We start from the raw sequence: 20604 nt of genomic DNA on the forward strand, positions 1-20604 counted from the left end.
GGGAAAGTCCCCTTCAGCCCTCGACCCGGGCGCGGTCAGGTGTCCAACTGTCCGAAAAGGGTGGCTTAGACGCCCAGCGGATGCCAGACGGTCTTCGCCTCCAGGTACCGCCGCAGCCGCGAGATGTCGGCGTCGGCGGTCCAGTCCGGCTCGGTGTCCGGAACGGTCAGGACCCGCTTCACGGTCCCCGCGGCCTCGCGCGCCAGGTCCGCCCGCGCGGACGGGTCGGCGCCGGTCGGGTCGAGGGCGTTGACGTCCCCGTGCGACGCGAGCCACGAGCCCAGCTCCGACGCGCGGCCGGTCAGGATGTTCGCGACCCCGCCGGGCAGGTCGGACGTCGCCAGGACCTCCGAAAGCGTGATCGCGGGCAGCGGCCGGTCCGCGCTGGAGACGACCACCGCGGTCGAGCCGGTCGCCAGCACCGGGGCCAGCACGCTCACCAGACCCAGCAGTGACGACTGCTGCGGAGCCAGCACACCCACGACACCGGTCGGTTCCGGCACGGTGAAGGAGAAGTACGGGCCCGCGACCGGGTTGGCCGCGCCGAGCACGGTCGCGATCTTGTCCGTCCAGCCCGCGTACCAGACCCAGCGGTCGATCGAAGCGTCCACAAGGGACTGTGCCTTCTTCGCCGCGACGCCTTCGGACGCCGAAACCTCCGCGACGAACTGTTCACGGCGGCCTTCCAGCATCTCCGCCACCCGGTACAGCACCTGGCCGCGGTTGTACGCGGTCGCCGCCGACCAGCCGCCGAAAGCCTTGCGGGCGGCGGAAACCGCGTCGCGGACGTCCTTGCGGGACGCGTGCGAGGCGTTCGCGAGGAATTTGCCCTTGGTGTCGGTGACCGGGTACACGCGGCCGGATTCCGAACGCGGGAACTTGCCGCCGATGTAGAGCTTGTAGGTCTTCGCCACCGAAATACGGTCAGACATCGAGGTAGGCCTCCAGCCCGGTGCGTCCGCCTTCGCGGCCGAAACCCGACTCCTGGTAGCCGCCGAACGGTGCGGCGGGATCGAAGCGGTTGAACGTGTTGGCCCAGACGACGCCGGCCCGGAGCTGGTTCGCCATCCAGAGAATGCGCGAACCCTTCTCGGTCCAGATTCCGGCCGAAAGCCCGTACGGCGTGTTGTTCGCCTTGGTGACGGCCTCCTCCGGCGTACGGAAGGTCAGCACCGAAAGCACCGGCCCGAAGATCTCTTCACGGGCGATGCGCATCGACTGCTGGACATCGGAGAACACGGTGGGAGCGAAGAAGAAACCACGTTCCGGCACCGGGCACGGGCTGGTCCAGCGCTCCGCGCCTTCGGCGTCGCCGGATTCCACCAGGCCCTTGATCTTCGCGAGCTGTTCGGCGGAGTTGATCGCGCCGATGTCGGTGTTCTTGTCCAGCGGGTCGCCCAGCCGCAGCGTCGAGACGCGGTAACGCAGCTTCTCGAGCACCTCTTCGGCGATCGACTCCTGCACCAGCAGCCGCGAGCCCGCACAGCACACGTGGCCCTGGTTGAAGAAGATCCCGTTGACGATCCCCTCGACGGCCTGGTCCAGCGGAGCGTCATCGAAGACGACGTTCGCCGCCTTGCCGCCCAGCTCCAGTGTCAGTTTCTTCGCGGTGCCCGCGATCTGGCGCTGGATGGCCTTGCCGACCTCGGTCGATCCGGTGAAGGCGACCTTGTTCACGTCGCCGTGGCCCACCAGCGCGGCGCCGATGTCCCCGGCGCCGGGCAGGATGTTCACCACACCGGGCGGGAGTTCGGCCTGCTGGCAGATCTCCGCGAACACCAGCGCGGTCAGCGGCGTGGTCTCCGCGGGTTTGAGCACCACGGTGTTGCCGGTGGCCAGCGCGGGCGCGATCTTCCAGGCCAGCATTAGCAGCGGGAAGTTCCACGGGATGACCTGGCCCGCGACACCGAGCGGCTTCGGGTTCGGGCCGTAGCCGGCGTAGTCGAGCTTGTCGGCCCAGCCGGCGTGGTAGAAGAAGTGCGCGGCGGCCGTCGGCACGTCCGAATCGCGCGATTCCTTGATCGGCTTGCCGTTGTCGAGGCTTTCCAGCACGGCCAGCTCCCGCGACCGTTCCTGGATCAGGCGCGCGATGCGGAACAGGTACTTGGCGCGTTCGGAGCCCGGCATCTTGGACCAGACGTTGTCGTACGCCTTGCGCGCGGCCTTCACCGCACTGTCCACATCGGACGCCGACGCGGTGCCGACCTCGGCGAGCACCTCTTCGGTGGCCGGGTTGATCGTCTTGAGCGGCTCACCCGAGCCGTCGACGAATTCGCCGTTCACGAACGGCCGGTAATGCGGTTTGAGGTTCGCGAGGTCGCGCGATTCGGGCGCGGGCGCGTACTCGAAGATGCCCATGGATCAGTCCACCGTCACGTAGTCGGGACCGCTGTAGTGGCCGTCGGCCTGGGTGCGGCGCTGCAGCAGGAGGTCGTTGAGCAGGCTGGACGCCCCGAACCGGAACAGATCAGGGGTCAGCCACTGCTCGCCGGCGACCTCGTGCACCGCGACCAGGTACTTGATCGCGTCCTTGGTCGTCCGGATACCACCGGCCGGTTTGACGCCGCGCAGTTCACCGGTCTGGACGAACCAGTCGCGGACGGCCTGCAGCATCACGTGGGTGACCGGCAGCGTCGCGGCGGGCGAGACCTTGCCGGTGGAGGTCTTGATGAAGTCGCCGCCCGCCAGCAGCGCGAGCCAGGACGCGCGGCGGACGTTGTCGTAGGTGGCGAGCTCGCCGGTTTCGAGGATGACCTTGAGGTGCGCGCTGCCACAGGCGGCCTTGATCGCCTGGATCTCCTCGAAGACCTCCAGGTACCGGCCTTCCAGGAACGCGCCGCGATCGATCACCATGTCGATTTCGGCGGCGCCGGCGTCGACGGCGATCTTGGTGTCGGCCAGCTTGATCTCGCGGCTCGTGCGGCCCGCCGGGAAACCGGTGGCGACACTCGCGACGTGGATGCCGGTGCCGCGAAGCGCCTCGACAGCCGTCTCGACCATGTCCGGGTACACGCACACGGCCGCGACCCGCGGGGTGTCCGGGCGTTCCGGATCCGGCCGCATGGCCTTCGCGGCGAGCGCGCGGACCTTGCCCCGGGTGTCGGCGCCTTCGAGGGTCGTCAGGTCGACCATCGAAATGGCGGTGTCGATCGCCCAGAGCTTGGCGGCCTTCTTGATACTGCGCGTGCCGAGTCCCGCCGCCCGCTGCTCGACGCCGACCTGGTCGACACCAGGCAGCCCGTGCAGGAACCGGCGCAGGCTCGCCTCGTCGCGAGTCGCGTCCGCCAGCGGCGACGGGGTGACCGTCGTCGCTGACGAGCTGGTCGTAGCTGTCATACGGGTGAGTGTAAGCGGCCTACAGGCTGGGCACCGGGGCCTGGGCGACCGCCCTGGTCGAGGGCACCACCGGGGCGCAGAACTCGGAGATCATCGGCAGCTGGCGTTTGAGCGCGGCGTCCGGCGACGCGGTGATGTCCACGGTGGCCAGCGTGGAGATGTTCTTGCCGGAGTCGTCGTGGAAGCTGAGGGTGGCGAAGCCGGGCAGGTCGCCGCCGTGCCCCCAGATCGAGATGTCCTCGGCGCAGGCCCCCGCCGCTTTGAGGTTCAGCTTCATCAGGCCGAGCCCGTACTCCATGCCGCCGCCCACCGGGACCGTCTTCCTCATCTCCGCCACCAGGTCGGCGGGCAGGAGGCGGCCGCCGAGCAACGCCTCGAAGAAGCGGTTGAGGTCCTTGGCCGAAGACACCATGCCGCCCGCGCCGAAGTAGCGCGAGTAGTTGTAGGTGGTGACGTCGGTGAGGCCGCGCGGCGCGTCGTACAGCTGCTCGTAGCCGCGGGCGGCCGCGCCGATCAGGAACGGGAAGTCACGGGGCAGCGAGGTGTCGCGCAGGTGCAGCGGCCCGGTGACGCGCTCGGCGAGCGCGCGCTCCAGCGACTTCCGTGTGATCTTCTCGACCAGCAGGCCGAGGACGTTGTAGCCGGTGTTCGAGTACGCCCAGCCCGTGCCGGGCTTGAACTGCAACGGCTGCTTCGTGACGCTCAGGCGGATCTGGTCGTCGCTGTCGAAGTGCTCGAAGCGTTCGGTGTCGACCTCCGGACCGGACGCCCAGGTGTCCTCGGTGGCCAGGTCGCGCGGGAGGCCGCTGGTGTGCTGGAGCAGCTGGCGGACGGTGATCGGCTCGGGATACGGCAGCAGCCCGGGCAGGTAACGCCGTACGGGCTCGTCCAGCCCGACGCGCTTTTCGGCCACGAGCTGCAGGACGAGTGTCGCGACGAACACCTTCGAGACGCTCGCGATCCGCCACCGGCCCGACGCGTCGGGCTTGCCCGGCCGTGCGATGTTCGCGACGCCGCTGGCACCGCGGAAATCGTCGGAGACGGCGACCATGCCGGGGATGCCCGCGGCGACCGCCGCGTCCATCGCGGCCTGGCGCGGATCGGTCCTCTCGGCGGCAACCGCCGGGACGGCGGTGACGGAAAGCAGTGCGGCACAAACGATCGCGACGAAACTTCGGCGCATCGGACCATCCCCCAGTGTGTGTTCAGCCTTCGATTCCAGGTACGTCCTTCTTGCGTGGTTTCCGCTTCACGACGACCCCACCCCAGAATGCCAGGCCGGTGACCTTCACGGTGGGCGCCGTCGGCGGCGCCGGGGGAGTCCCGGCACGATCCTCCAGTTCGAAGGCGCCCATGAAGCCGATTCCGGTGACGTCCACGTTGATGTCGTCGGGCACGATGATGTCGATCCCGCCCATGATCGCGACCGCGGTGATCGTCGAATGCTTCTCGGCGAACCGCGCGTACCGCAGATCGAGTTCGGCGCCGCCCCAGAACGCGAAACTGTTGTGCTGCGGCGGGACCACCCAGCTGCCCTTGCGCGACGCGCCCGACATGACGGCGATCGAGGCGCCGGAGCCCGGATGCCCGCCGATCCGGTCGTCGGGAAGGCCGAGCGCGCGCGAGGTCGCCGGCTCGATCGCCGACCGCGAATGCTGCGGCAGATCCGCGGTGACCGGTTTGAGGTCTCCGACGGTCTTGGCCGCGTAGACGACGGTGAGCCGTTCTTCCAGCTCGTTGATGGTGATGCGCCCTTCGGACATCGCCGCGTGCAGCACCTGCGCGACCTGCTCTCGGTCGGCGTCGGAGATGCGCATCTGTTCGGGGCCCGGCAGGGCCGGCTCTTCACTCACCTGGAGGAGCCTAGCGCCGACGAGAGGGCCAAGCGTCCATCTTCTGGTCGACAGTGGCATCCTCCCGTGATGGGGAAATCACTACCCGGCGCCGTGGCGTTGCCGGATGGGGTCATGGTGCGCGGACGGGGCCTGGGCCGTCCCTGGCCAGAAGGGCCTTCGCCGGATTTCGGACTGTATTTGGGCGGCGCGAAACTGCGCCGGAAGCACGATCACAAAATGGACTGGGAGCGGGCGTGGATCCGCTGGCCCGACTTCCTGCTGCCGACGGACTGGGCGGACGCGCGGCGCCGGATCGTCGACCTGCACACCCGGGCGGTGGCGGGCGAAGGCGTCGAGGTCGCCTGCTACGGCGGAGTGGGGCGGACTGGCACGGTGCTGTCCTGTCTCGCCACCCTTTCCGGGCTGAGCGCCGACGAGGCGGTGGCGTGGGCGCGGGCCAACCACGACAAGCGTTCGGTGGAGACGCCGTGGCAGCGCCGCTGGGTCGGCTGGTTCGCGCGGCAGGCGTGACGGGCTAAATTGACCGGCATGGATGTGCACGTCGTTGATCACCCCCTGGCCAAGGCCAGGCTTTCCACCATGCGCGACGCGCGCACCGACAGCGCCGCGTTCCGCGCGGCGCTGCACGAACTGACCGTCATGCTGGTGTACGAAGCCACGCGCGACATGCCCGTGCGGATCGAGCGGATCCACACGCCGGTGGCGCGCACCGACGGCTACGCGCTGGCGAGCCCTCCGCTGCTCGTGCCGGTGCTGCGGGCCGGGCTCGGGATGGCGGACCAGGCGCACAAGCTGATTCCGGACGCCCAGATGGGTTTCGTCGGCCTCGCGCGCGACGAAGAGACGCTCAAGCCGACGCCGTATCTCGAGTCGCTGCCCGAATCGCTCGCCGACCGGCCGGTGATGGTGCTCGACCCGATGCTGGCGACCGGCGGGTCGATGGAGTACACGATCCGGTTGCTCACCGACCGGGGCGCCACCGACGTCACCGCGATCTGCGCGCTGGCGGCTCCCGAAGGCATCGAGCATCTGAAGAAGACCGGGCTGCCGCTGCGGGTGGTGACCGCGAGCATCGACGAGCGGCTGAACGACTCCGGGTTCATCGTGCCGGGCCTCGGGGACGCGGGCGACCGGCAGTACGGGGCCGTCTGACGCCGCCGGATCGCGTTTAGCCCGCTAAACGCGATCCGGCCGGTTCGCAACATCTCCGCCGTTGCCGGTCACTGCCAGGTGTGACCAGAACAGTGACCGGAACGGTGGGGGTGCCGGTGGACTCGAGCGAGCCTCCTCCCGACAGGAGCGACACGGAGCTTTGGCGGGCGGCCGCGGGCGGTGATCACGCGGCGTTCACCGAGCTGTTCGAACGCCACGCCCAGCCGGTGTGGAACCACGCCTATCGGCTCACCGGGTCGTGGGCGTCGGCCGAAGACCTGACGTCGACGACGTTTCTCACCGCCTGGCGGCGCCGGGCGGACATCACGCTCATCCGCGACAGCGCGCTTCCTTGGCTGTACACCGTCGCGGGGAACCTCGCGCGCAGCGAACACCGCAGCACCGGGCGGCGGCTCCGGCTTGTCCGGCGGCTGCCCGAGCCCCGGTCGGTGTCCGACCACGCCGACACCGTCGTCGACCAGCTCGACGGCGAAGACCGCCTTCGGCAGGTGCTCGCCTTGGTCGCGAAGCTGCCGAAATCACAACGGAAAGCCGTCGAACTCTGCCTGCTCGGCGATCTCTCCTCCGCCGACGCCGCCGAACTGCTCGGCGTCGCCGAGGTGACCGTTCGCGCCCACATCTCGCGGGCCCGTACGCAGCTGCGGGCCGCCCTGGAGGAGAAATGACCGACGACCTCGGCCTGCCCGGCAGGCGCGAACTCCCCCCGGAAGTGCTCGACAACCTGCGGATGTCGCTGCGGGAGGGAATGGGAAAACCCGAGCGGCGGCGCTGGCCGATCGTCGCCGCGGCGGCCGCCGTGGTCCTGGTTCTCGCGGGGGCCCTGGTCACGACCGTGCTCATCCGGGAGCCGGACGGGCAGGGGCCCGTCGTCGCGAACCCTGACTTCTCCCTCGACTGGCCGAAGGCCGTGTCGGCGATGGACCGATGCTGGGCCGTCGTCCAGTCCGAGGGCAGGGCCGCGAGTTTCCCGCCACGGAACGAATGGGTGCCGCGGTTCACCGTCGTTTCGTACTCGGTGACCGTCGTCGCGATGACGGTGGGCGACAAGCCTTTGTTCTGCGAGACCACGCTGATGACGGCTACCGTGTCCGACCCGAACGCCGCTCCCGCCTATACGGAGGGCACGCGGACCGCGGCCCTGCTGATGACCCCGGCCGGGACGGTCGCGGGCATCGCCGATCCGGACTGGCCGAAAGTGGAGCTGACGGGCCAGAACGAAGCGTCACAGTCCAAACGGGACATCCCGGTCTTCCGGCCGGGGAACCTGTTCGCGCACATCGCGCCGATGAAGATGTCGCGGACCACCTACGCGGTCGGGCCGACGCCCGGGGAACAATCACGCCCGTACGGATATCAGGCGCCGTACCCCCTTCGGCCCGCGCCCGAGCCCGCCGTGTCGAGACTCGACAAACCGGTGTTCCCGGTCCCCGACCGGGCGACGCCCGCGGGTGAGTTCTTCAAGGTGTGCACAGCGGGAGCGTCCGAAACGGTGGCCGACGAGGACGCCTTCCGGGTCGGCGCGTACCTCGAAGGCCAGGATGTCGGAGTGGCCGTCGCTCGCCTGGGTGGCCAGGCCATCGTGTGCCAGGGCGGACTCGGGTACGGAGACGGGAAGACCGAGTACTACCGGGTCTTTTCCGGCGATCCGCGGTCGGCGGGGCCGGTGCGCACGGTGCAGGCCGAAACGGTCGGCAGGGTGGACCGGAACGGGAACCGCGTCCCGGTCCGGAACACGTTTCTGGGAGTCGTTCCCGAGGCCGCTGCGGGCGTGAAGCTCGACTTCGGGACCGGCACGACGATCGACGCGACGGTCGTGGACGGGACTTTCGCGGCCTGGATGCCGGACGGGTTCAGTCTGGCCTACGACGTGCGGGTGGGCATCACCGTCCTGGACGCGGCTGGGGCGATCCTGTACCAGGGGACGCTTCCGCTCTACTGACCTGCGTTTAGCGGGCTAATCGCGATCCACGCGCTATGGGTCGCTGGGAAGTACGTGAAGGGGTCCTTCACGGAGCTAGGCGCAAGGATGGGGGCCTTCATGTACTTGAGCGCGGGTGGCGTGGCCCGCGGATCGCGTTTAGCCCGCGAAACGCAGGTCGCGCCCGGTCGTCGAGGGGCGAGGTGGTGAAGGCCTCTCCCTACCTGAAGCTAGGCAAGGAGGCCTTCACAGCATCCCGCCAGCGAGGTGCCGGCCGGGCGGCAGATCGCGATTAGCCCGCTAAACGCAGGTCACCGGCGCAGCCAGCCCGCGGCGTTCACCCGCAGCGCGGTCTCGTAAGCCGTGCTCACGGTGTACTGCTCCGGAAGGTTCCCGTTCAGCTCCAGCGACACGAGCCCGTGCACGAACCCCCAGCACGCCACCGTGACGACCTCGGGCGGCACGTCGAGGAAGACGCCGTCGGCGACGGCCTTGCGGATCGTCCCCTCCAGCGGCGCCATCGTGGCGCGGGCCTGCTCGGACGTCTCCTCCGCCGGTTCGAAACCCGGCACCGATTTCGTGAACATGATCGCGTAGAGATGCGGGTCGGCCAGCGCGCTTTCCCGGTACGCGACGCCGAGCCGCACCAGGTCCTCGACCGGGTCGCCGCTCAGCGTGACCCCCGACATCCGGCGGCCGAAGCGGCGGAAGCCCTCGGTGAAGAGGGCGCTGACGAGGTCCGTCTTCCCGCCGAAGAGCGAATAGACCGCGGTGGTGGACGTGCCGACGTCGGCGGCCAGTTTGCGGAGGCTCAGCGCCTTGGGGCCGTCGGCCGAGATGAGCTCACCGGCGCGGTCCAGCAGTTTCAGCCGGAGGTTCTCGTCGTGCGTCCTGGGGCGGGGCATGCGCAGAGCGTATCGCAACGCTGTTATCAATCGCTCGGATTCGGAGTTGACCTGGAGCGCACTCCAGGTCGTAGTGTCGTTCGCATGAGCTACTCGATAGCGGAAGCCGCGCGACGTAGCGGACTGTCCATCGACACTCTCCGGTACTACGAGCGCATCAAACTCGTCGAGCCCCCGGCGCGCGACGCCGCAGGCCGCCGCGCCTACAGCGACGACGACCTCGGGTGGCTGGGGTTCTTGACCAAGCTCCGCCTGACCGGCATGCCCATCAAGCGGATGCGGGAGTACGCCTCCCTGCGCCATCACGGCGCGGCGAGCGCGGGAAGGCGCAAGGCGATCCTCGTCGACCAGCGTAAATCGGTCGCCGACCGGATCGCCGAGTTGCAGAACTGCCTCGACATCCTCGACTACAAGATCGAGCACTACGACCAGGTGGAGCGGAAGGTGCTCGGCACCGGAGCCACCGTGGAGGGAATTTCAGCGTGATCAGCACCAGGAGGCTCGGCGGTCTGGAGGTCGGGGCGCAGGGGCTCGGCTGCATGGGGATGAGCCAGGCCTACGGCGTCCGCGACGACGACACGGAGTCGATCGCCACCGTCCACCGCGCGCTCGAGCTGGGGGTGACCCTGATCGACACCGCGAACGTCTACGGCGCCGGAGCGAACGAAGAGCTGGTCGGCCGCGCGATCGCGGGCAAGCGGGACCAGGTCGTGCTGGCGACCAAGTTCGGCATCGTCTGGGATCAGGACGGCGGGATGTCCGCTCGCGGCGACGCGGCGTACGTCAAGCAGAGCTGCGAAGAGTCCCTTCGACGGCTGAACGTCGACCACATCGACCTGTACTACCAGCACCGGGTCGACCCGAACACGCCGGTCGAGGAGACCTGGGGCGCGCTCGCGGAGCTGGTCCAAGAGGGCAAGATCCGCTACGCCGGGATCTCCGAGGCCGGTGCCGAGACGATCCGTCGCGCCCACGCCGTCCACCCGGTGACGGCGCTGCAGAGCGAGTGGTCGCTGTGGACCCGCGGTATCGAAGGCGAGATCCTCTCGACCGTTCGCGAGCTGGGCATCGGCATCGTGCCGTTCTCGCCGCTCGGCCGCGGGTTCCTCACCGGCAGCGTGACATCGGTGAAGGACCTTCCGGCGGACGACATGCGCCGCGGGCTGCCCCGGTTCGCCGAGGGCAACTTCGAGCGCAACATGGCGATCGTCGAGGCGCTGCGCGCGCTGGCCGAGCTGAAGGGCGTCACCGCCGGACAACTGGCGCTGGCCTGGGTGCAGGCGCAGGGTGACGACGTCGTGCCGATCCCTGGCACCAAGCGCCGCAAGTACCTCGAAGAGAACGCCGCCGCCGCGGACCTGAAACTGTCCGAAGTGGACATCGAGGCCATCGAAAAGGCCGCGCCCGCCGAAGCGATCGCCGGCGAGCGTTACCCGGAGCGGCTCGCCCGCGCCGCCGGAAAGTAAATCCCAGAGAATTGCGAGAGAAATCATGACGGGTTCCACCCTGCCCACCCGCAGGCTCGGCACGCTGGAAGTCGGCGCGCAGGGGCTCGGCTGCATGGGCATGAGCGAGTTCTACGGCCAAGGTGACGACACCGAATCGATCGCGACCGTCCACCGCGCGATCGAACTGGGCGTCACCCTGATCGACACCGCCGACATGTACGGCTTCGGCCGCAACGAGGAACTGGTCGGCCGCGCGCTGGCAGGCAAGCGGGACCAGGTCGTGCTGGCGACCAAGTTCGGCATCGTGCGTGACGAGGCGGATCCCTCGAAGCGCGGGATCCGGGGCGACGAATTCTATGTGCGCCAACAGGTCGAGTCGTCACTGCGCAGGCTGAACGTCGACCACATCGACCTCTACTACCAGCACCGCGTCGACCCGAACGTGCCGATCGAAGAGACCGCGGGCGCCTTGTCCTCGCTGGTCGAGCAGGGGAAGATCCGGCACATCGGGCTGTCCGAGGCCGGTCCGGAGACGATCCGGCGGGCGCACGCCGTGCATCCGGTGACGGCCGTGCAGACCGAGTGGTCGCTGTGGTCGCGCGACATCGAGCACGAGGTCGTCCCGGTCTGTCGCGAACTCGGTATCGGGCTGGTGCCGTATTCCCCGCTGGGCCGTGGTTTCCTCACCGGCCGGTTCAAGTCCAAAGAGGACTTCGCGGAAGGTGACTTCCGCCAGACGACCCAGCCGCGGTTCGCCGAGGGCAACTTCGAGCGCAACATGGCGATCGTCGAGGCGCTGCGCGCGCTGGCCGAGCAGAAGGGCGTCACCGCCGGACAACTGGCGCTGGCCTGGGTGCAGGCGCAGGGTGACGACGTCGTGCCTATCCCTGGCACCAAGCGCCGCAAGTACCTCGAAGAGAACGTGGCGTCCGTCGGCCTGAAGCTGACCGCGGAAGACGTGGCGGCGATCGAGGAAGCGGTGCCCGCCGACGCGGTCGCGGGGGAGCGCTACCCCGAAGCGGCCATGCGCATGCTGTCCCGCTGAACACGACAAAGCCGGCGCCCCGATTCCAGGGCGCCGGCTTTGCGTTGTCAGACTAAAGACGTGACCGCCGAGACCACGTCGTCGACGGCCACCGTCTGCTGCTCGCGGGTCGCGAGTCCGCGCACGGTCACGTTCCCGGCGTCCCAGTCCTCCTGGCCCACGATCACCACGGCCCGCGCCCCGGCCTTGTCCGCGCGGGTGAGCTCCTTGCCCAGCTTGCGCAGCTCGACGGGCGTGGACGTGCGCAGCCCGGCCTTCCGGAGCCGTCCCGCGACCTCGCGCGAGGCGTCGGTGAGTTCTTCGATCACCGGGATCACCACGACGTCGACCTCGCTGCGCGGCTTCGGGGTGAGGCCGTGCGTGTCGAGGAAGTCGATCAGCGTGACGTCGCCCATGCCGAAGCCGATCCCGGGGATCTGCTGCGACGTGAACAACGACGCCAGGTCGCTGTACCGGCCGCCGCCGAAGAGGGCGCGACGGTTCTCCGGTGAGGTGTCGAAGACCTCGAACACGGTCGACGTGTAGTACGCGAGCCCGCGCACGATCATCGGGTCGAAGGTGATCAGGTCCGCGGCGCCACTGTTCAGCACCTTGACCAAATTCGAGTTCTCCTTGACCTGGTCCGGCAGCTCGTCGAGCAGCGCCGCGCCGGAGGTCAGGATCTCGGTCAGCTTCTCGAACTGCTTGTCGGTCAGCCCGATCTCGGCCGCGGTGTCGCTCAGCTTCGTCCGGTCCGACTTCTCCCAGCGGTCCACCAGGGTGAACACCTGCGGCAGCTGCTCCGCGGTCACGCCGACGATGTCGGTGAGCGCCGAGGAGAGCAGGTTCCGGTCGTTGGCCCGCACCTGGAACATGTCCGGGGTCGCGCCGAGAGCGCTCATCATGTCGTGGACGAGCTCGAAGATCTCGATCTCGCAGTTCGCGCTGTCCGAACCGAAGATGTCCGCGTTGATCTGCCAGTGCTCGCGGACCCGCCCACGCTGCGGCCGCTCGTAGCGGTGGCAGTTCGGGTGGCTGTACCAGCGCACCGGGAACTGCAGCGACTTCGCGTTGCCCGCGATCATCCTGGCGACCGACGGCGTCATCTCCGGGCGCAGCGCCAGCCGCTCGCCGCCCTTGGTGGTCAGCGTGTACAGCTGCTGGTCCGCGATCTCCTGCCCGGACTTCCGCTCGTAGATCTCGGCGGGTTCGAGGATCGGCCCGTCGTAGCGGAGGAAGCCCCGGAGTTCCAGCACGTCGTAGAGATGGCCGAACACCTGCGTCCGGACGGACATCTCGGCGGGCAGGAAGTCGCGGGTCCCCTTGGCGGGGGCTGTCGGCAGGTATTCAGGCACGTCAACAAGCTTAACCAGCGAAGGCGACGCCGTACGCGGTGGTCAGGATCGCCGCTCCGAGCAGCACCGCCCCGGCGCTGGTGACCCGCCCGCCGAGCTTGCCCTTGCCCGGTGCCAGGTGCAGGAAGAAGCCACCGGACTGGGCGAGCGCGCCGAACAGCAGCAGGAAGCAGACGATCCACAGCGCTGTGCTCGGGAGCCCTGTCTGCCCCAGGATCTGCAGCACGACCAGCGCGAGAACCAGCAGGACGCCGGCGTGCGCGTGGCCGGCGCGGAACATCCCGCGTTGGTGTTCGGTCAGTTTCTTGTCGCGCAGGACACCCATCAGCGCGTAGCCGCCGTACATCACCGTCGGCAGCGAAACGAGCGCGATGACGGTGAACAGTTTGATCGGTTCATCCATGAGGAAATGATAACACTGTTTTAAAACACTGTCACCAAAACTTTGCGTTCGACGGCCGGGATGGGCGAGCGGGTCGTGCGGTGGTGGTTCAGGTTCTCTCGGCCGTCAAGACGGTGCCGGGTGTCGTGAAGGGGACTTTCGCCGTATCGGATGCGGGGAAAGTCCCCCTCACATCTGCCCTGGCAGTGCCGCCCCTGCTGTCCCTCGCGGCCGCGGTGCTGGTGTCGCGACTCGATCAAGCCGAGCCGCTCGCCACCACCCCGCGAGAAAGGACAAGACGGACGTTCCGGAGCGCGGAGAGGTCGGCGAGCGGATCGCCGTCGACCACCAGGACGTCGGCGCTCAGGCCGGGGGCGAGCCGTCCGGTGACGTCGCCGAGGCCGAGCCCGGCGGCGGAGTCCTCGGTCGCGATCTCGAGGATCCGGCGCCTGCCGAAACCGAGCCATTCGTAGAGTTCGAGCGCGCCGACAGGATCGTCGAAGACCGATCCGGGCAGCCCGGCGTCCGTCCCCGACAGCAGCGGGACACCCAGCTCCTCAAGCCAGGACAGCCGTCCGTACATGGTTTTCGCGAGTTCGTCGCCCATGCGCTCGGCCAGCATCCGCCAGTTGCGGCTGCTCGTCGAACACGCCGCGATGCCCTCGGCCGCCATGCGTTTGGCGACGCCTTCGCGCCTGTCCTGACGCTGGGGCCCGGTCATCCAGGTGCAGTGCTCGATCGTGCGGACACCCGCCTCGGCCGACGCCTCGATCGCGTCCGAGCCGTGGGCGTGCGCGGCGACCGGGAGCCCGTGGCGCGCCGCGTGCTCGACGATCAGGCGCAGCGCCCGGACGTCGAACTGCGATTCCCACATGTCCGCGCCGCCTTCGGTGATCTGGCCGCCGCTGGCCATCACCTTGATCACGTCCGCGCCCGCCGCCGCGTTGGCGTCGATCATGGCCCGGATCGCGTCGTCGTCCGCGACCTCGCCGCCGAAGAAATGGCAGTGTCCTTTGAGGACGGTCAGGGGCGATCCCGCCGTCAGCAGACGGGGAGCGGCGATTCTTTCAGCTGCCAGCTCCGCCCGGACCCGCGCGCCCAGCGCGTCACGATCGCCGAGATCCCGCACCGTCGTGACGCCGCTGCGCAACAGCTGTCCCAACCGGTCCTTGGCGCCCGCGCGGAGAGCGTCGTCGCTGCTCGCCAGGAAGTTCGGCAGCATCTCGCGGGAGGCGTCGAAAGCCAGGTGCACGTGGGCGTTGAACAGGCCGGAAAGCAGTGTCGCGCCGGGAAAGTCGAGCCGTTCGGCGTCCGGCGACGCCTGGGCCACGACCTCGGCGCGAGTGCCCGCCGCGAGGATCCGGCCGTCCTCGACGAGCACCGCGCCGTCTTCGACCGGGGTGCTCGGACGCGGCAGGACGCGGCCGGCTGTCAGCAGCAGTTGTGCGGTCACGGTTCGCTCCTGGAGACGGCGGCGGACAGGGCGAGCAGCGGCCGCACGTCGGATTCGATGTCGGAGGCGCCGCCGGGGAGCACGAGTTTCGCCCGCCCGTCGGTCTCCTCGCCCGCGGTCTGCCTGGCGATCGCCGTTTTCAGCGCTTCCGCGGCCGCCCGCGGATCGTCGGCGGCGAGCGCGGTGAGGTCGGTTTCCAGATAGGGGCTCAGCTGCACGAGCCCGTCCCGGATCTCGATCACGCGGCGGTAGTACCGGCGGTGGACCGTGCGCGGGCGCCACCGTTCCCACCTGCTCTGTGGCGTGGTCCGGAGCACGATGTTCGGGTAGATCCCGGCCAGCGCGGTCCACAACGGGGTGAGCTCGTCGTGGTGGCGCCGGTGCTGGCGACGCCGCCGCAGCGCGGCGAACCGCGCGCGGGCGCCGGGGTAGGTGATCCCGGCGAGGAAGAGCACGATCCCGAGGAGCACCAACGGGACGGCGACGGTGAGCAGAAGCGGGATCGACGGCCCGAACGCCCACGCGATGACGATGTAGAGCGCGCGGAACACGCTGCCGACGGAAAGGCAGACCAGCCCGGCGGCGCTGAGTTTCAGCCCGGTCTTCAGATGGCGGTCCGCGGTGCGGATGTAGCGGAAGATCCACCACGCGCACGCGGCGAGGCCGTAGATCAGGTAGATCCCGGCCCCCAGGTAGAACAGCGCCACCCCGGGCACGTGCACGAGCTTCGGGCTCAGCGCGAGCCCGCGCACCTCCGGCGGGGTGAGGGCCATGGCGACCAGCATCAACGCGATCGCGCCGGACAGCGGGACCAGCTCGAAGAGCACCCGCCGCGGACGGCGCGGGCCCAGCGCGGAGCCGAGGAACACGATCAACAGCGCGCACACCCCGATGGCGAGCATGATGTTGTTGACCAGGCGCCCCGTGCCCTTGCCCGTCAGGCCGTCGAGCCAGCCGGAGATGACCTTCTGCTGGGCGAGGAAGGAGCCGGCGACGCAGACGATCGTGACCGTGATCGCCCAGTTCGGCAGCAGCCGGGGCGCCCGGTACGTCTGGTAGATCCGCCAGGCGAGCGCGGTCGCGAACAGCACCATCGCCACGACGTTGAGAGGGGAGAACAGCGAGTTCACAGCCACCCTTGATGGTCGCCCAGCGCGCCTTGGACGCGGCGGACGTCATCGTCGTCGGCGCGACGGGGAATCGTGTAGTTCAAGACCGACGCCCATTCGAGGATGATGGTCGCCACGGTCTCGGCTTCCCATTCGTGCGCCTCATCGTAGGAGGTGCGGCGTAAAGCGCGGTGTACCGCGTCGCCGTCGAGCCCCGGGGAGGGACCGCGCAGGAAGTCGGCGGGTTCGGCGTCGCCGCCGGGATGGTGATCGGCGAGCATATGCCCGAGTTCGTGCAGGATGATGTGATCCTGGTGGGACTTCGTGGTCTCCTGCTGGAAGAAGATGTAGTCCGCCGAACCGGTGGCGATCCAGCAGCCGAACGGACCGGGCACCTCCAGCGGGTACGGCATCAGCCGGATCGGCCTGCCACGCTGTTCGCCGAGCCGTTCGCAGAGCACGCCGACGTCGAGCGGCGGCTCGATGTCGAGCTTGTTCAGCATCTTGCGGCAGCGTTTGCGGAGCTCCCGTTCCTTCATCGGCTTTCGTCCGGCTGGTCGCGCTCGGCCCGTTCGTAGCGCTCGACGAGCTCCAGCAGGTCCATGACCTGGCGGCGGCCCTGCGGGGAAAGCTCCTGCGCGCGCATGGCCATGAGCTTCGCCTCTCCGACGGGCTGCGGTTCCTGGTCTTCGAAGAAGTACGTGATCGGAACCCCGAACAGCTTCGCCAGCGCCTCGACGTAGTGGATCTTCGGATTGACGCGTTTGCCCGTGGCGAGCTGCTGGAGGTACGCGGGCGACATGGTGGGCCCGCCGGCGCGATCGATCGCCGCGGACAGCTCGCGATAGCTGTGCGGGGCGCCTTCGTTCGCGCGCGCCGAATCGATCAGCGCGCTCAGTTTCTGGGCGAAGGTCTGGTACGGCGACATGACCCCCCATCCGTTCCCTGGTCCCGTTCCGTAGTGGGAGTGTAACGCGATACAGCCTGTCCGCAGCTGTTGACAGCACATGTATGCAGTGGTTTACAGTTGTCAAGCGGTTTCGTGCCGTGTCCGGTCTCTCACTCCGGAATCCGTGCCCTGGGGGTGTACGGACGCCGGAGTGAGAGCCGTTCTTCGCGGTGGGTGCACAAGATCGTGCCGGATGTAGTACGCTGAGGCAGCCAAGGTTGATCGCCGTCACGGCGAACCCTTGGTCTCGGCCTGTTGCCGGAGGTCGACCCCCAGGGCTTCCGGTGACAGGCCCCTTACTTTTCTCCCGCGTTTAGTCCTCTGAATGCGGTCGTTCGTATAGCCAACTACCGCGTTCAGAGGACTAAACGCGGTGGAGGGTCAGGGCATCAGCGTGGCGGCCAGGGTGCCGCCCAGTTCGAAACAGGCTTCCAAATCCGCTTTGCCCGGTTCTCCCGTGACGAGTACCGGAGAAGCCGCGCTCTCCCAGCCGAGTCCGGTGGTGATGCTTTCGATCCCGCGCACGGTGCCGGAGGTGTCGTTGTTGCCGTGTACGAAGAACCCGAACGGCCGTCCCCGCGTGGAATCCAGGCAGGGGTAGTAGACGGTGTCGAAGAAATGCTTCAGCGCGCCGGACATGTACCCCAGATTCGCCGGGGTGCCGAGCAGGTAACCGTCGGCGTCCAGGACGTCGGGCACGGTCGCGCCCAGCGCCGCGCGGCGCACGACGTCGACGCCCTCGATGTCCGGATGGTTCGCGCCGGAAAGCACGGCCTCGAACATCGCCTGCGTCGAGGGCGACGGCGTGTGGTGGACGATCAGCAGCTTCGGCATGTCACGCCAGCCGGGACTCGATGTCGGCCCGCAGCGCGGCCAGCCGGGTGCCCGCGGCGGCGCGTGCCTCGGCGAGGTCGCCGGTGACCGGCTCCTTGACCTGCAAGTACGCCTTCAGTTTCGGCTCGGTTCCGGACGGCCTGATGACGACGCGCAGCCCCTCGCCGGTCAGGCGGAGGACGTCGGCGTCGGGCAGGAGGTCCTCCATCGTGACGTCGGTGCCGCCCAGGGACGCCGGGGGAGTGGCGCGCAGGTCCGCCATCAGCCGCTCCCGCACCGACAGATCCGTGACCCGCAACGAGACCTGATCCGTCACGTGCACCCCGTGCTTCACGGACAGTTCGTCGAGGACGTCCAGCGGTCCGCGGCCGGCCGCGCGCAAAGAAGCGGTCAACGCCGCGGCGAGCACGGCGGCGGAGATACCGTCCTTGTCGCGTACGAAACCGGGGTTCACACAGAGGCCGAGCGCCTCTTCGTAGGCGAAGACGAGCCCTTCGCCCGCACGGACCAGCCACTTGAACCCGGTCAACGTCTCCGCGTAGCGGGCTCCGAACTCCTTCGCGACCTCGCCGAGCATCGACGACGACACGATCGTCGTGGCGACCAGTGGATCAGCGTCGTCCACAGTGGACAGAACATGCCAGCCGAGCAGCACGCCGGTTTCGTCGCCGCGCAGCATCCGCCACGAACCGTCCCGTTCGCGCACGCCCAGCGCGCAGCGGTCGGCGTCGGGATCGAGCGCGATCGCCAGCTCCGCGTCCACTTCGGACGCCAGTGTCAGCAAAAGGTCCGTCGCGCCCGGTTCTTCCGGATTCGGGAAGGCGACCGTCGGGAAGTCGGGATCGGGCGTGGCCTGTTCGGCCACCAGCTGGAGATCGTCGAAACCGGCGCGCTCGAACGCGGCGCGCAGGGTGTCCGCGCCGACGCCGTGCAACGCCGTCGCGGCGACCTTGACCCCGCGCTCCGGGCCACGCGGCAGCAGCGCGACCTTCGCGAGGTACGCGTCCAGGAGTTCGTCGCCCAGCACCTCGGCGCCCGGTTCGCGCGGCACGCTGATCGCCGGGGGAGCGGCTGCGATGGCCCGCTCGATCTGGCCGTCCGAAGGCGGGACGATCTGGCCGCCCGACGCGTCGTAAAGCTTGTAACCGTTGTCGGCCGGGGGATTGTGCGACGCGGTGATCTGGATACCCGCGACCGCGCCGAGTTCCGGTACGGCGAACGCGAGCACCGGGGTGGGCAGCGGACCGGGCAGCGTCTTCACCGCGAACCCGGCGGCCGTCAGCACCTCGGCGGCGGCTTCGGCGAAGGCTTCCGAACCGTGCCGCGCGTCGCGGCCGACCACCACGACCCCGCCCGCATGTCCTTGCGAGGTCAGCCAGGCCGCGACCCCGGCCGTGGTCCGGGTCACGACCGCGACGTTCATCCCATTGGGGCCCGCGCGCACCGGGCCGCGCAATCCGGCGGTGCCGAATTCGAGCGGACCGGCCATCCGGTCCGCGAGTTCGTCCGCCGCACCGGGTTCGCCGCCCATCGCGCGCGCGAGGATGTTCTGCAGCTCGACACGGGAATCGTCGTCCGGGTCGTCGGCGATCCAGCGGAACGCCCGATCCCGCAGCTCCGAGGTCAAGGAAGTCGTCACCGAGTCAGCCTACGGGTACGTTGGGGAGGGTGCGATTGATCTTCACTTCTCTGGTGAGTCATGGTCATCTCTATCCCCTACTACCGCTCGCCGTCGCGGCTCGCGACGCCGGGCACGAAGTCCTCTTCGCCACGGGTGACGACATGCTTCCGGTGGTCCAAAAGGCCGGTCTGGCCACGGAAAGCGCCGGATTCGGGATGCGGGAGGCGTTCGAGTCGGTCGCCGGGCCCGACGCTCCCAAACCCAACGCCTCCGATGCTCCGCCCGAGTCGTTCCATCCCGTTATCGGCGAAGTGTTCGGAAATGTGCTGCCGCGGCGGTTCGTCGCCGATCTCCCGCCGTTGCTGGAGCGGCACCGGCCGGATCTCGTCGTCTACGAAAGCGGCAACGCCGGGGGTGCCATCGCCGCCCACCTCGCCGGCATCCCCGCGATCGGGCACGGTTTCGGCCGGTTCTCGCCGGACGACGTCCTGGACGTCATTTACGGCCGCCTCGCGGAATTCGCCGGGGAAGTCGGTTTCGAAGGCGTGCACCTGCCGTCCTTCGGCGATCCTGTCGTCGACATCTGCCCGGAATCGGTGCAGGCGCCCGATTTCCTGGCGGAAGCGAACAGGATCCCGTTGCGTCCCGTCGGCTGGGCCGAGCCGGGAGACCTCCCCGCGGGAGTGGCGGGCCGGGACAGGAGCCGTCCGCTGGTCTATCTCACCCTCGGCACCGCGTTCGGCGACGAAGGGGTGCTGAAGCGGGCCATCGGCGGCCTGGCGCGGCTCGACGCGGACGTCATCGTCGCGGCGGGCCCGACCGTGGATCCCGCGGCGCTGGGCGACGTCCCCGGCAATGTCCGCGTGGAGGCCTGGGTGCCGCAGGTCGATCTGCTGCCGCATGTCGACCTCGTGGTCCACCACGGCGGCAGCGGGACGACGATGGGGGCCTTCGGCGCCGGGTTGCCGCAGCTGGTGCTGCCGCAGGGCGCCGATCAGTTCACGAACGCGGAAGCCGTGGTCGCCGCCGGGGTGGGCGCGCGGTTGCTCGGTGGCGACGCCGTCGAGGACGCCATCTCCGAGCAGGCGCGAAAGCTGCTCACCGACGAAGCGGTGCTCGGCGCGGCGCGGAAACTCGCCGACGAGGTCGCCGCGATGCCGTCACCCGCGGAGGTCGCTCAGCGGCTTCCCGAGTTCGCCGGCTGAGAAGCGGGGGGTGGGGCCCCGGCGGGCCCCGGGGCG

Annotated in this window: 22 protein-coding genes; 8 read left to right on the top strand and 14 right to left on the bottom strand. The window is 69.1% G+C overall.

All coding sequences use genetic code 11. The annotated features are described in order from the left end of the window. Positions 1 to 65 precede the first annotated feature (65 nt). The 5 genes from ACFVM3_RS38240 to ACFVM3_RS38260 are packed head-to-tail and all read right to left on the bottom strand — an operon-like array spanning position 66 to position 5153. Entirely contained in the window at positions 66 to 932 is an 867-nt protein-coding gene (locus ACFVM3_RS38240; protein WP_378444716.1) for an aldehyde dehydrogenase family protein, read from the bottom strand. After that, complete coding sequence (locus tag ACFVM3_RS38245; protein ID WP_378444717.1) at positions 925 to 2358, bottom strand: aldehyde dehydrogenase family protein; 1434 nt, start codon at positions 2356 to 2358, stop codon at positions 925 to 927. The genes ACFVM3_RS38240 and ACFVM3_RS38245 overlap by 8 nt, the downstream gene beginning before the upstream one ends. A gap of 3 nt (positions 2359 to 2361) precedes the next feature. Then, positions 2362 to 3336 carry a deoxyribose-phosphate aldolase gene (gene deoC / locus ACFVM3_RS38250; RefSeq protein WP_378444718.1) on the bottom strand — a complete coding sequence of 325 codons (975 nt, stop codon included), beginning with the start codon at positions 3334 to 3336 and terminating at the stop codon, positions 2362 to 2364. Between the two features lie 19 nt (positions 3337 to 3355). Then, positions 3356 to 4519, bottom strand: a complete 1164-nt coding sequence (locus tag ACFVM3_RS38255) for a serine hydrolase domain-containing protein (protein ID WP_378444719.1) — start codon at positions 4517 to 4519, stop codon at positions 3356 to 3358. Positions 4520 to 4541: 22 nt separating this feature from the next. Then, entirely contained in the window at positions 4542 to 5153 is a 612-nt protein-coding gene (locus ACFVM3_RS38260) for a DUF1707 domain-containing protein (protein ID WP_378444732.1), read from the bottom strand. A gap of 105 nt (positions 5154 to 5258) precedes the next feature. On the opposite strand from ACFVM3_RS38260, the gene ACFVM3_RS38265 reads away from it, so the two are divergent. The 4 genes from ACFVM3_RS38265 (at position 5259) to ACFVM3_RS38280 (ending at position 8304) form a co-directional block, all read left to right on the top strand. Then, positions 5259 to 5702, top strand: a complete 444-nt coding sequence (locus ACFVM3_RS38265) for a protein-tyrosine phosphatase family protein (RefSeq protein ID WP_378444720.1) — start codon at positions 5259 to 5261, stop codon at positions 5700 to 5702. An 18-nt stretch (positions 5703 to 5720) separates the two neighbouring features. Then, positions 5721 to 6344, top strand: coding sequence for a uracil phosphoribosyltransferase (upp, locus tag ACFVM3_RS38270; protein ID WP_034304667.1), 624 nt, complete (start codon positions 5721 to 5723; stop codon positions 6342 to 6344). 92 nt (positions 6345 to 6436) lie between these two features. After that, complete coding sequence (locus ACFVM3_RS38275; RefSeq protein WP_125680417.1) at positions 6437 to 7030, top strand: RNA polymerase sigma factor; 594 nt, start codon at positions 6437 to 6439, stop codon at positions 7028 to 7030. Beyond that, positions 7027 to 8304: a hypothetical protein gene (locus ACFVM3_RS38280; RefSeq protein ID WP_378444721.1), complete on the top strand. Its 1278-nt coding sequence runs from the start codon at positions 7027 to 7029 to the stop codon at positions 8302 to 8304. The genes ACFVM3_RS38275 and ACFVM3_RS38280 overlap by 4 nt, the downstream gene beginning before the upstream one ends. A gap of 290 nt (positions 8305 to 8594) precedes the next feature. Here ACFVM3_RS38280 and ACFVM3_RS38285 read toward each other — a convergent pair whose 3' ends face one another. Continuing rightward, the gene (locus ACFVM3_RS38285; protein ID WP_378444722.1) at positions 8595 to 9188 is read right to left on the bottom strand and encodes a TetR/AcrR family transcriptional regulator; all 594 of its coding nucleotides are present in this window, start codon (positions 9186 to 9188) and stop codon (positions 8595 to 8597) included. 84 nt (positions 9189 to 9272) lie between these two features. Here ACFVM3_RS38285 and ACFVM3_RS38290 point away from each other — a divergent pair, with 84 nt between their 5' ends. Genes ACFVM3_RS38290 through ACFVM3_RS38300 form a run of 3 tightly spaced genes read left to right on the top strand, consistent with a single transcriptional unit; the run spans position 9273 to position 11681 of the window. Continuing rightward, positions 9273 to 9674 carry a MerR family transcriptional regulator gene (locus ACFVM3_RS38290; protein ID WP_378444723.1) on the top strand — a complete coding sequence of 134 codons (402 nt, stop codon included), beginning with the start codon at positions 9273 to 9275 and terminating at the stop codon, positions 9672 to 9674. Next, positions 9671 to 10654, top strand: coding sequence for an aldo/keto reductase (locus ACFVM3_RS38295; RefSeq protein ID WP_378444724.1), 984 nt, complete (start codon positions 9671 to 9673; stop codon positions 10652 to 10654). Before ACFVM3_RS38290 ends, ACFVM3_RS38295 begins: the two co-directional genes overlap by 4 nt. 25 nt (positions 10655 to 10679) lie before the next feature. Continuing rightward, positions 10680 to 11681, top strand: a complete 1002-nt coding sequence (locus ACFVM3_RS38300; RefSeq protein ID WP_378444725.1) for an aldo/keto reductase — start codon at positions 10680 to 10682, stop codon at positions 11679 to 11681. 47 nt (positions 11682 to 11728) lie between these two features. Here ACFVM3_RS38300 and hisS read toward each other — a convergent pair whose 3' ends face one another. From hisS to ACFVM3_RS38340, 8 genes are all read right to left on the bottom strand, one after another. After that, positions 11729 to 13015 carry a histidine--tRNA ligase gene (gene hisS / locus ACFVM3_RS38305; RefSeq protein ID WP_378444726.1) on the bottom strand — a complete coding sequence of 429 codons (1287 nt, stop codon included), beginning with the start codon at positions 13013 to 13015 and terminating at the stop codon, positions 11729 to 11731. A 10-nt stretch (positions 13016 to 13025) separates the two neighbouring features. Continuing rightward, positions 13026 to 13418 carry a hypothetical protein gene (locus tag ACFVM3_RS38310; RefSeq protein WP_378444727.1) on the bottom strand — a complete coding sequence of 131 codons (393 nt, stop codon included), beginning with the start codon at positions 13416 to 13418 and terminating at the stop codon, positions 13026 to 13028. Between the two features lie 235 nt (positions 13419 to 13653). Then, the gene (locus ACFVM3_RS38315) at positions 13654 to 14850 is read right to left on the bottom strand and encodes an amidohydrolase family protein (protein WP_378444728.1); all 1197 of its coding nucleotides are present in this window, start codon (positions 14848 to 14850) and stop codon (positions 13654 to 13656) included. Beyond that, complete coding sequence (locus tag ACFVM3_RS38320) at positions 14847 to 15980, bottom strand: MAB_1171c family putative transporter (RefSeq protein WP_378444733.1); 1134 nt, start codon at positions 15978 to 15980, stop codon at positions 14847 to 14849. Before ACFVM3_RS38320 ends, ACFVM3_RS38315 begins: the two co-directional genes overlap by 4 nt. Then, a complete protein-coding gene (locus tag ACFVM3_RS38325; protein ID WP_125680124.1) occupies positions 15977 to 16498 on the bottom strand; it encodes a hypothetical protein in 522 nt (173 codons plus the stop codon). Before ACFVM3_RS38325 ends, ACFVM3_RS38320 begins: the two co-directional genes overlap by 4 nt. Next, positions 16495 to 16887 (bottom strand): helix-turn-helix domain-containing protein, encoded by a 393-nt coding sequence (locus tag ACFVM3_RS38330; protein ID WP_378444729.1) that lies wholly within the window; start codon positions 16885 to 16887, stop codon positions 16495 to 16497. Before ACFVM3_RS38330 ends, ACFVM3_RS38325 begins: the two co-directional genes overlap by 4 nt. Positions 16888 to 17289: 402 nt before the next feature. Further along, complete coding sequence (locus ACFVM3_RS38335; RefSeq protein WP_219145985.1) at positions 17290 to 17742, bottom strand: flavodoxin family protein; 453 nt, start codon at positions 17740 to 17742, stop codon at positions 17290 to 17292. A 1-nt stretch (position 17743) separates the two neighbouring features. Continuing rightward, on the bottom strand, positions 17744 to 19381 hold the full coding sequence (locus ACFVM3_RS38340) for a phospho-sugar mutase (RefSeq protein WP_378444730.1): 1638 nt from the start codon (positions 19379 to 19381) through the stop codon (positions 17744 to 17746). Positions 19382 to 19410: 29 nt separating this feature from the next. Here ACFVM3_RS38340 and ACFVM3_RS38345 point away from each other — a divergent pair, with 29 nt between their 5' ends. Further along, positions 19411 to 20568: a glycosyltransferase gene (locus ACFVM3_RS38345; protein ID WP_378444731.1), complete on the top strand. Its 1158-nt coding sequence runs from the start codon at positions 19411 to 19413 to the stop codon at positions 20566 to 20568. Positions 20569 to 20604 lie beyond the last annotated feature (36 nt).

Source organism: Amycolatopsis sp. NPDC057786, assembly GCF_042797905.1.
Taxonomy (GTDB): Bacteria; Actinomycetota; Actinomycetes; order Mycobacteriales; family Pseudonocardiaceae; genus Amycolatopsis.

Bases quoted from the DNA above. Each gene is read 5' to 3' on its own strand.
- ACFVM3_RS38330 (WP_378444729.1), bottom strand. From the start codon at position 16,887: ATGTCGCCGTACCAGACCTTCGCCCAGAAACTGAGCGCGCTGATCGAT.
- ACFVM3_RS38290 (WP_378444723.1), top strand. From the start codon at position 9,273: ATGAGCTACTCGATAGCGGAAGCCGCGCGACGTAGCGGACTGTCCATC.
- ACFVM3_RS38265 (WP_378444720.1), top strand. From the start codon at position 5,259: ATGGGGAAATCACTACCCGGCGCCGTGGCGTTGCCGGATGGGGTCATG.
- deoC (WP_378444718.1), bottom strand. From the start codon at position 3,336: ATGACAGCTACGACCAGCTCGTCAGCGACGACGGTCACCCCGTCGCCG.
- ACFVM3_RS38285 (WP_378444722.1), bottom strand. From the start codon at position 9,188: ATGCCCCGCCCCAGGACGCACGACGAGAACCTCCGGCTGAAACTGCTG.
- ACFVM3_RS38245 (WP_378444717.1), bottom strand. From the start codon at position 2,358: ATGGGCATCTTCGAGTACGCGCCCGCGCCCGAATCGCGCGACCTCGCG.
- ACFVM3_RS38280 (WP_378444721.1), top strand. From the start codon at position 7,027: ATGACCGACGACCTCGGCCTGCCCGGCAGGCGCGAACTCCCCCCGGAA.
- ACFVM3_RS38310 (WP_378444727.1), bottom strand. From the start codon at position 13,418: ATGGATGAACCGATCAAACTGTTCACCGTCATCGCGCTCGTTTCGCTG.
- ACFVM3_RS38260 (WP_378444732.1), bottom strand. From the start codon at position 5,153: ATGCGCATCTCCGACGCCGACCGAGAGCAGGTCGCGCAGGTGCTGCAC.
- ACFVM3_RS38255 (WP_378444719.1), bottom strand. From the start codon at position 4,519: ATGCGCCGAAGTTTCGTCGCGATCGTTTGTGCCGCACTGCTTTCCGTC.
- ACFVM3_RS38300 (WP_378444725.1), top strand. From the start codon at position 10,680: ATGACGGGTTCCACCCTGCCCACCCGCAGGCTCGGCACGCTGGAAGTC.
- ACFVM3_RS38335 (WP_219145985.1), bottom strand. From the start codon at position 17,742: ATGCCGAAGCTGCTGATCGTCCACCACACGCCGTCGCCCTCGACGCAG.
- ACFVM3_RS38240 (WP_378444716.1), bottom strand. From the start codon at position 932: ATGTCTGACCGTATTTCGGTGGCGAAGACCTACAAGCTCTACATCGGC.
- ACFVM3_RS38325 (WP_125680124.1), bottom strand. From the start codon at position 16,498: ATGAAGGAACGGGAGCTCCGCAAACGCTGCCGCAAGATGCTGAACAAG.
- upp (WP_034304667.1), top strand. From the start codon at position 5,721: ATGGATGTGCACGTCGTTGATCACCCCCTGGCCAAGGCCAGGCTTTCC.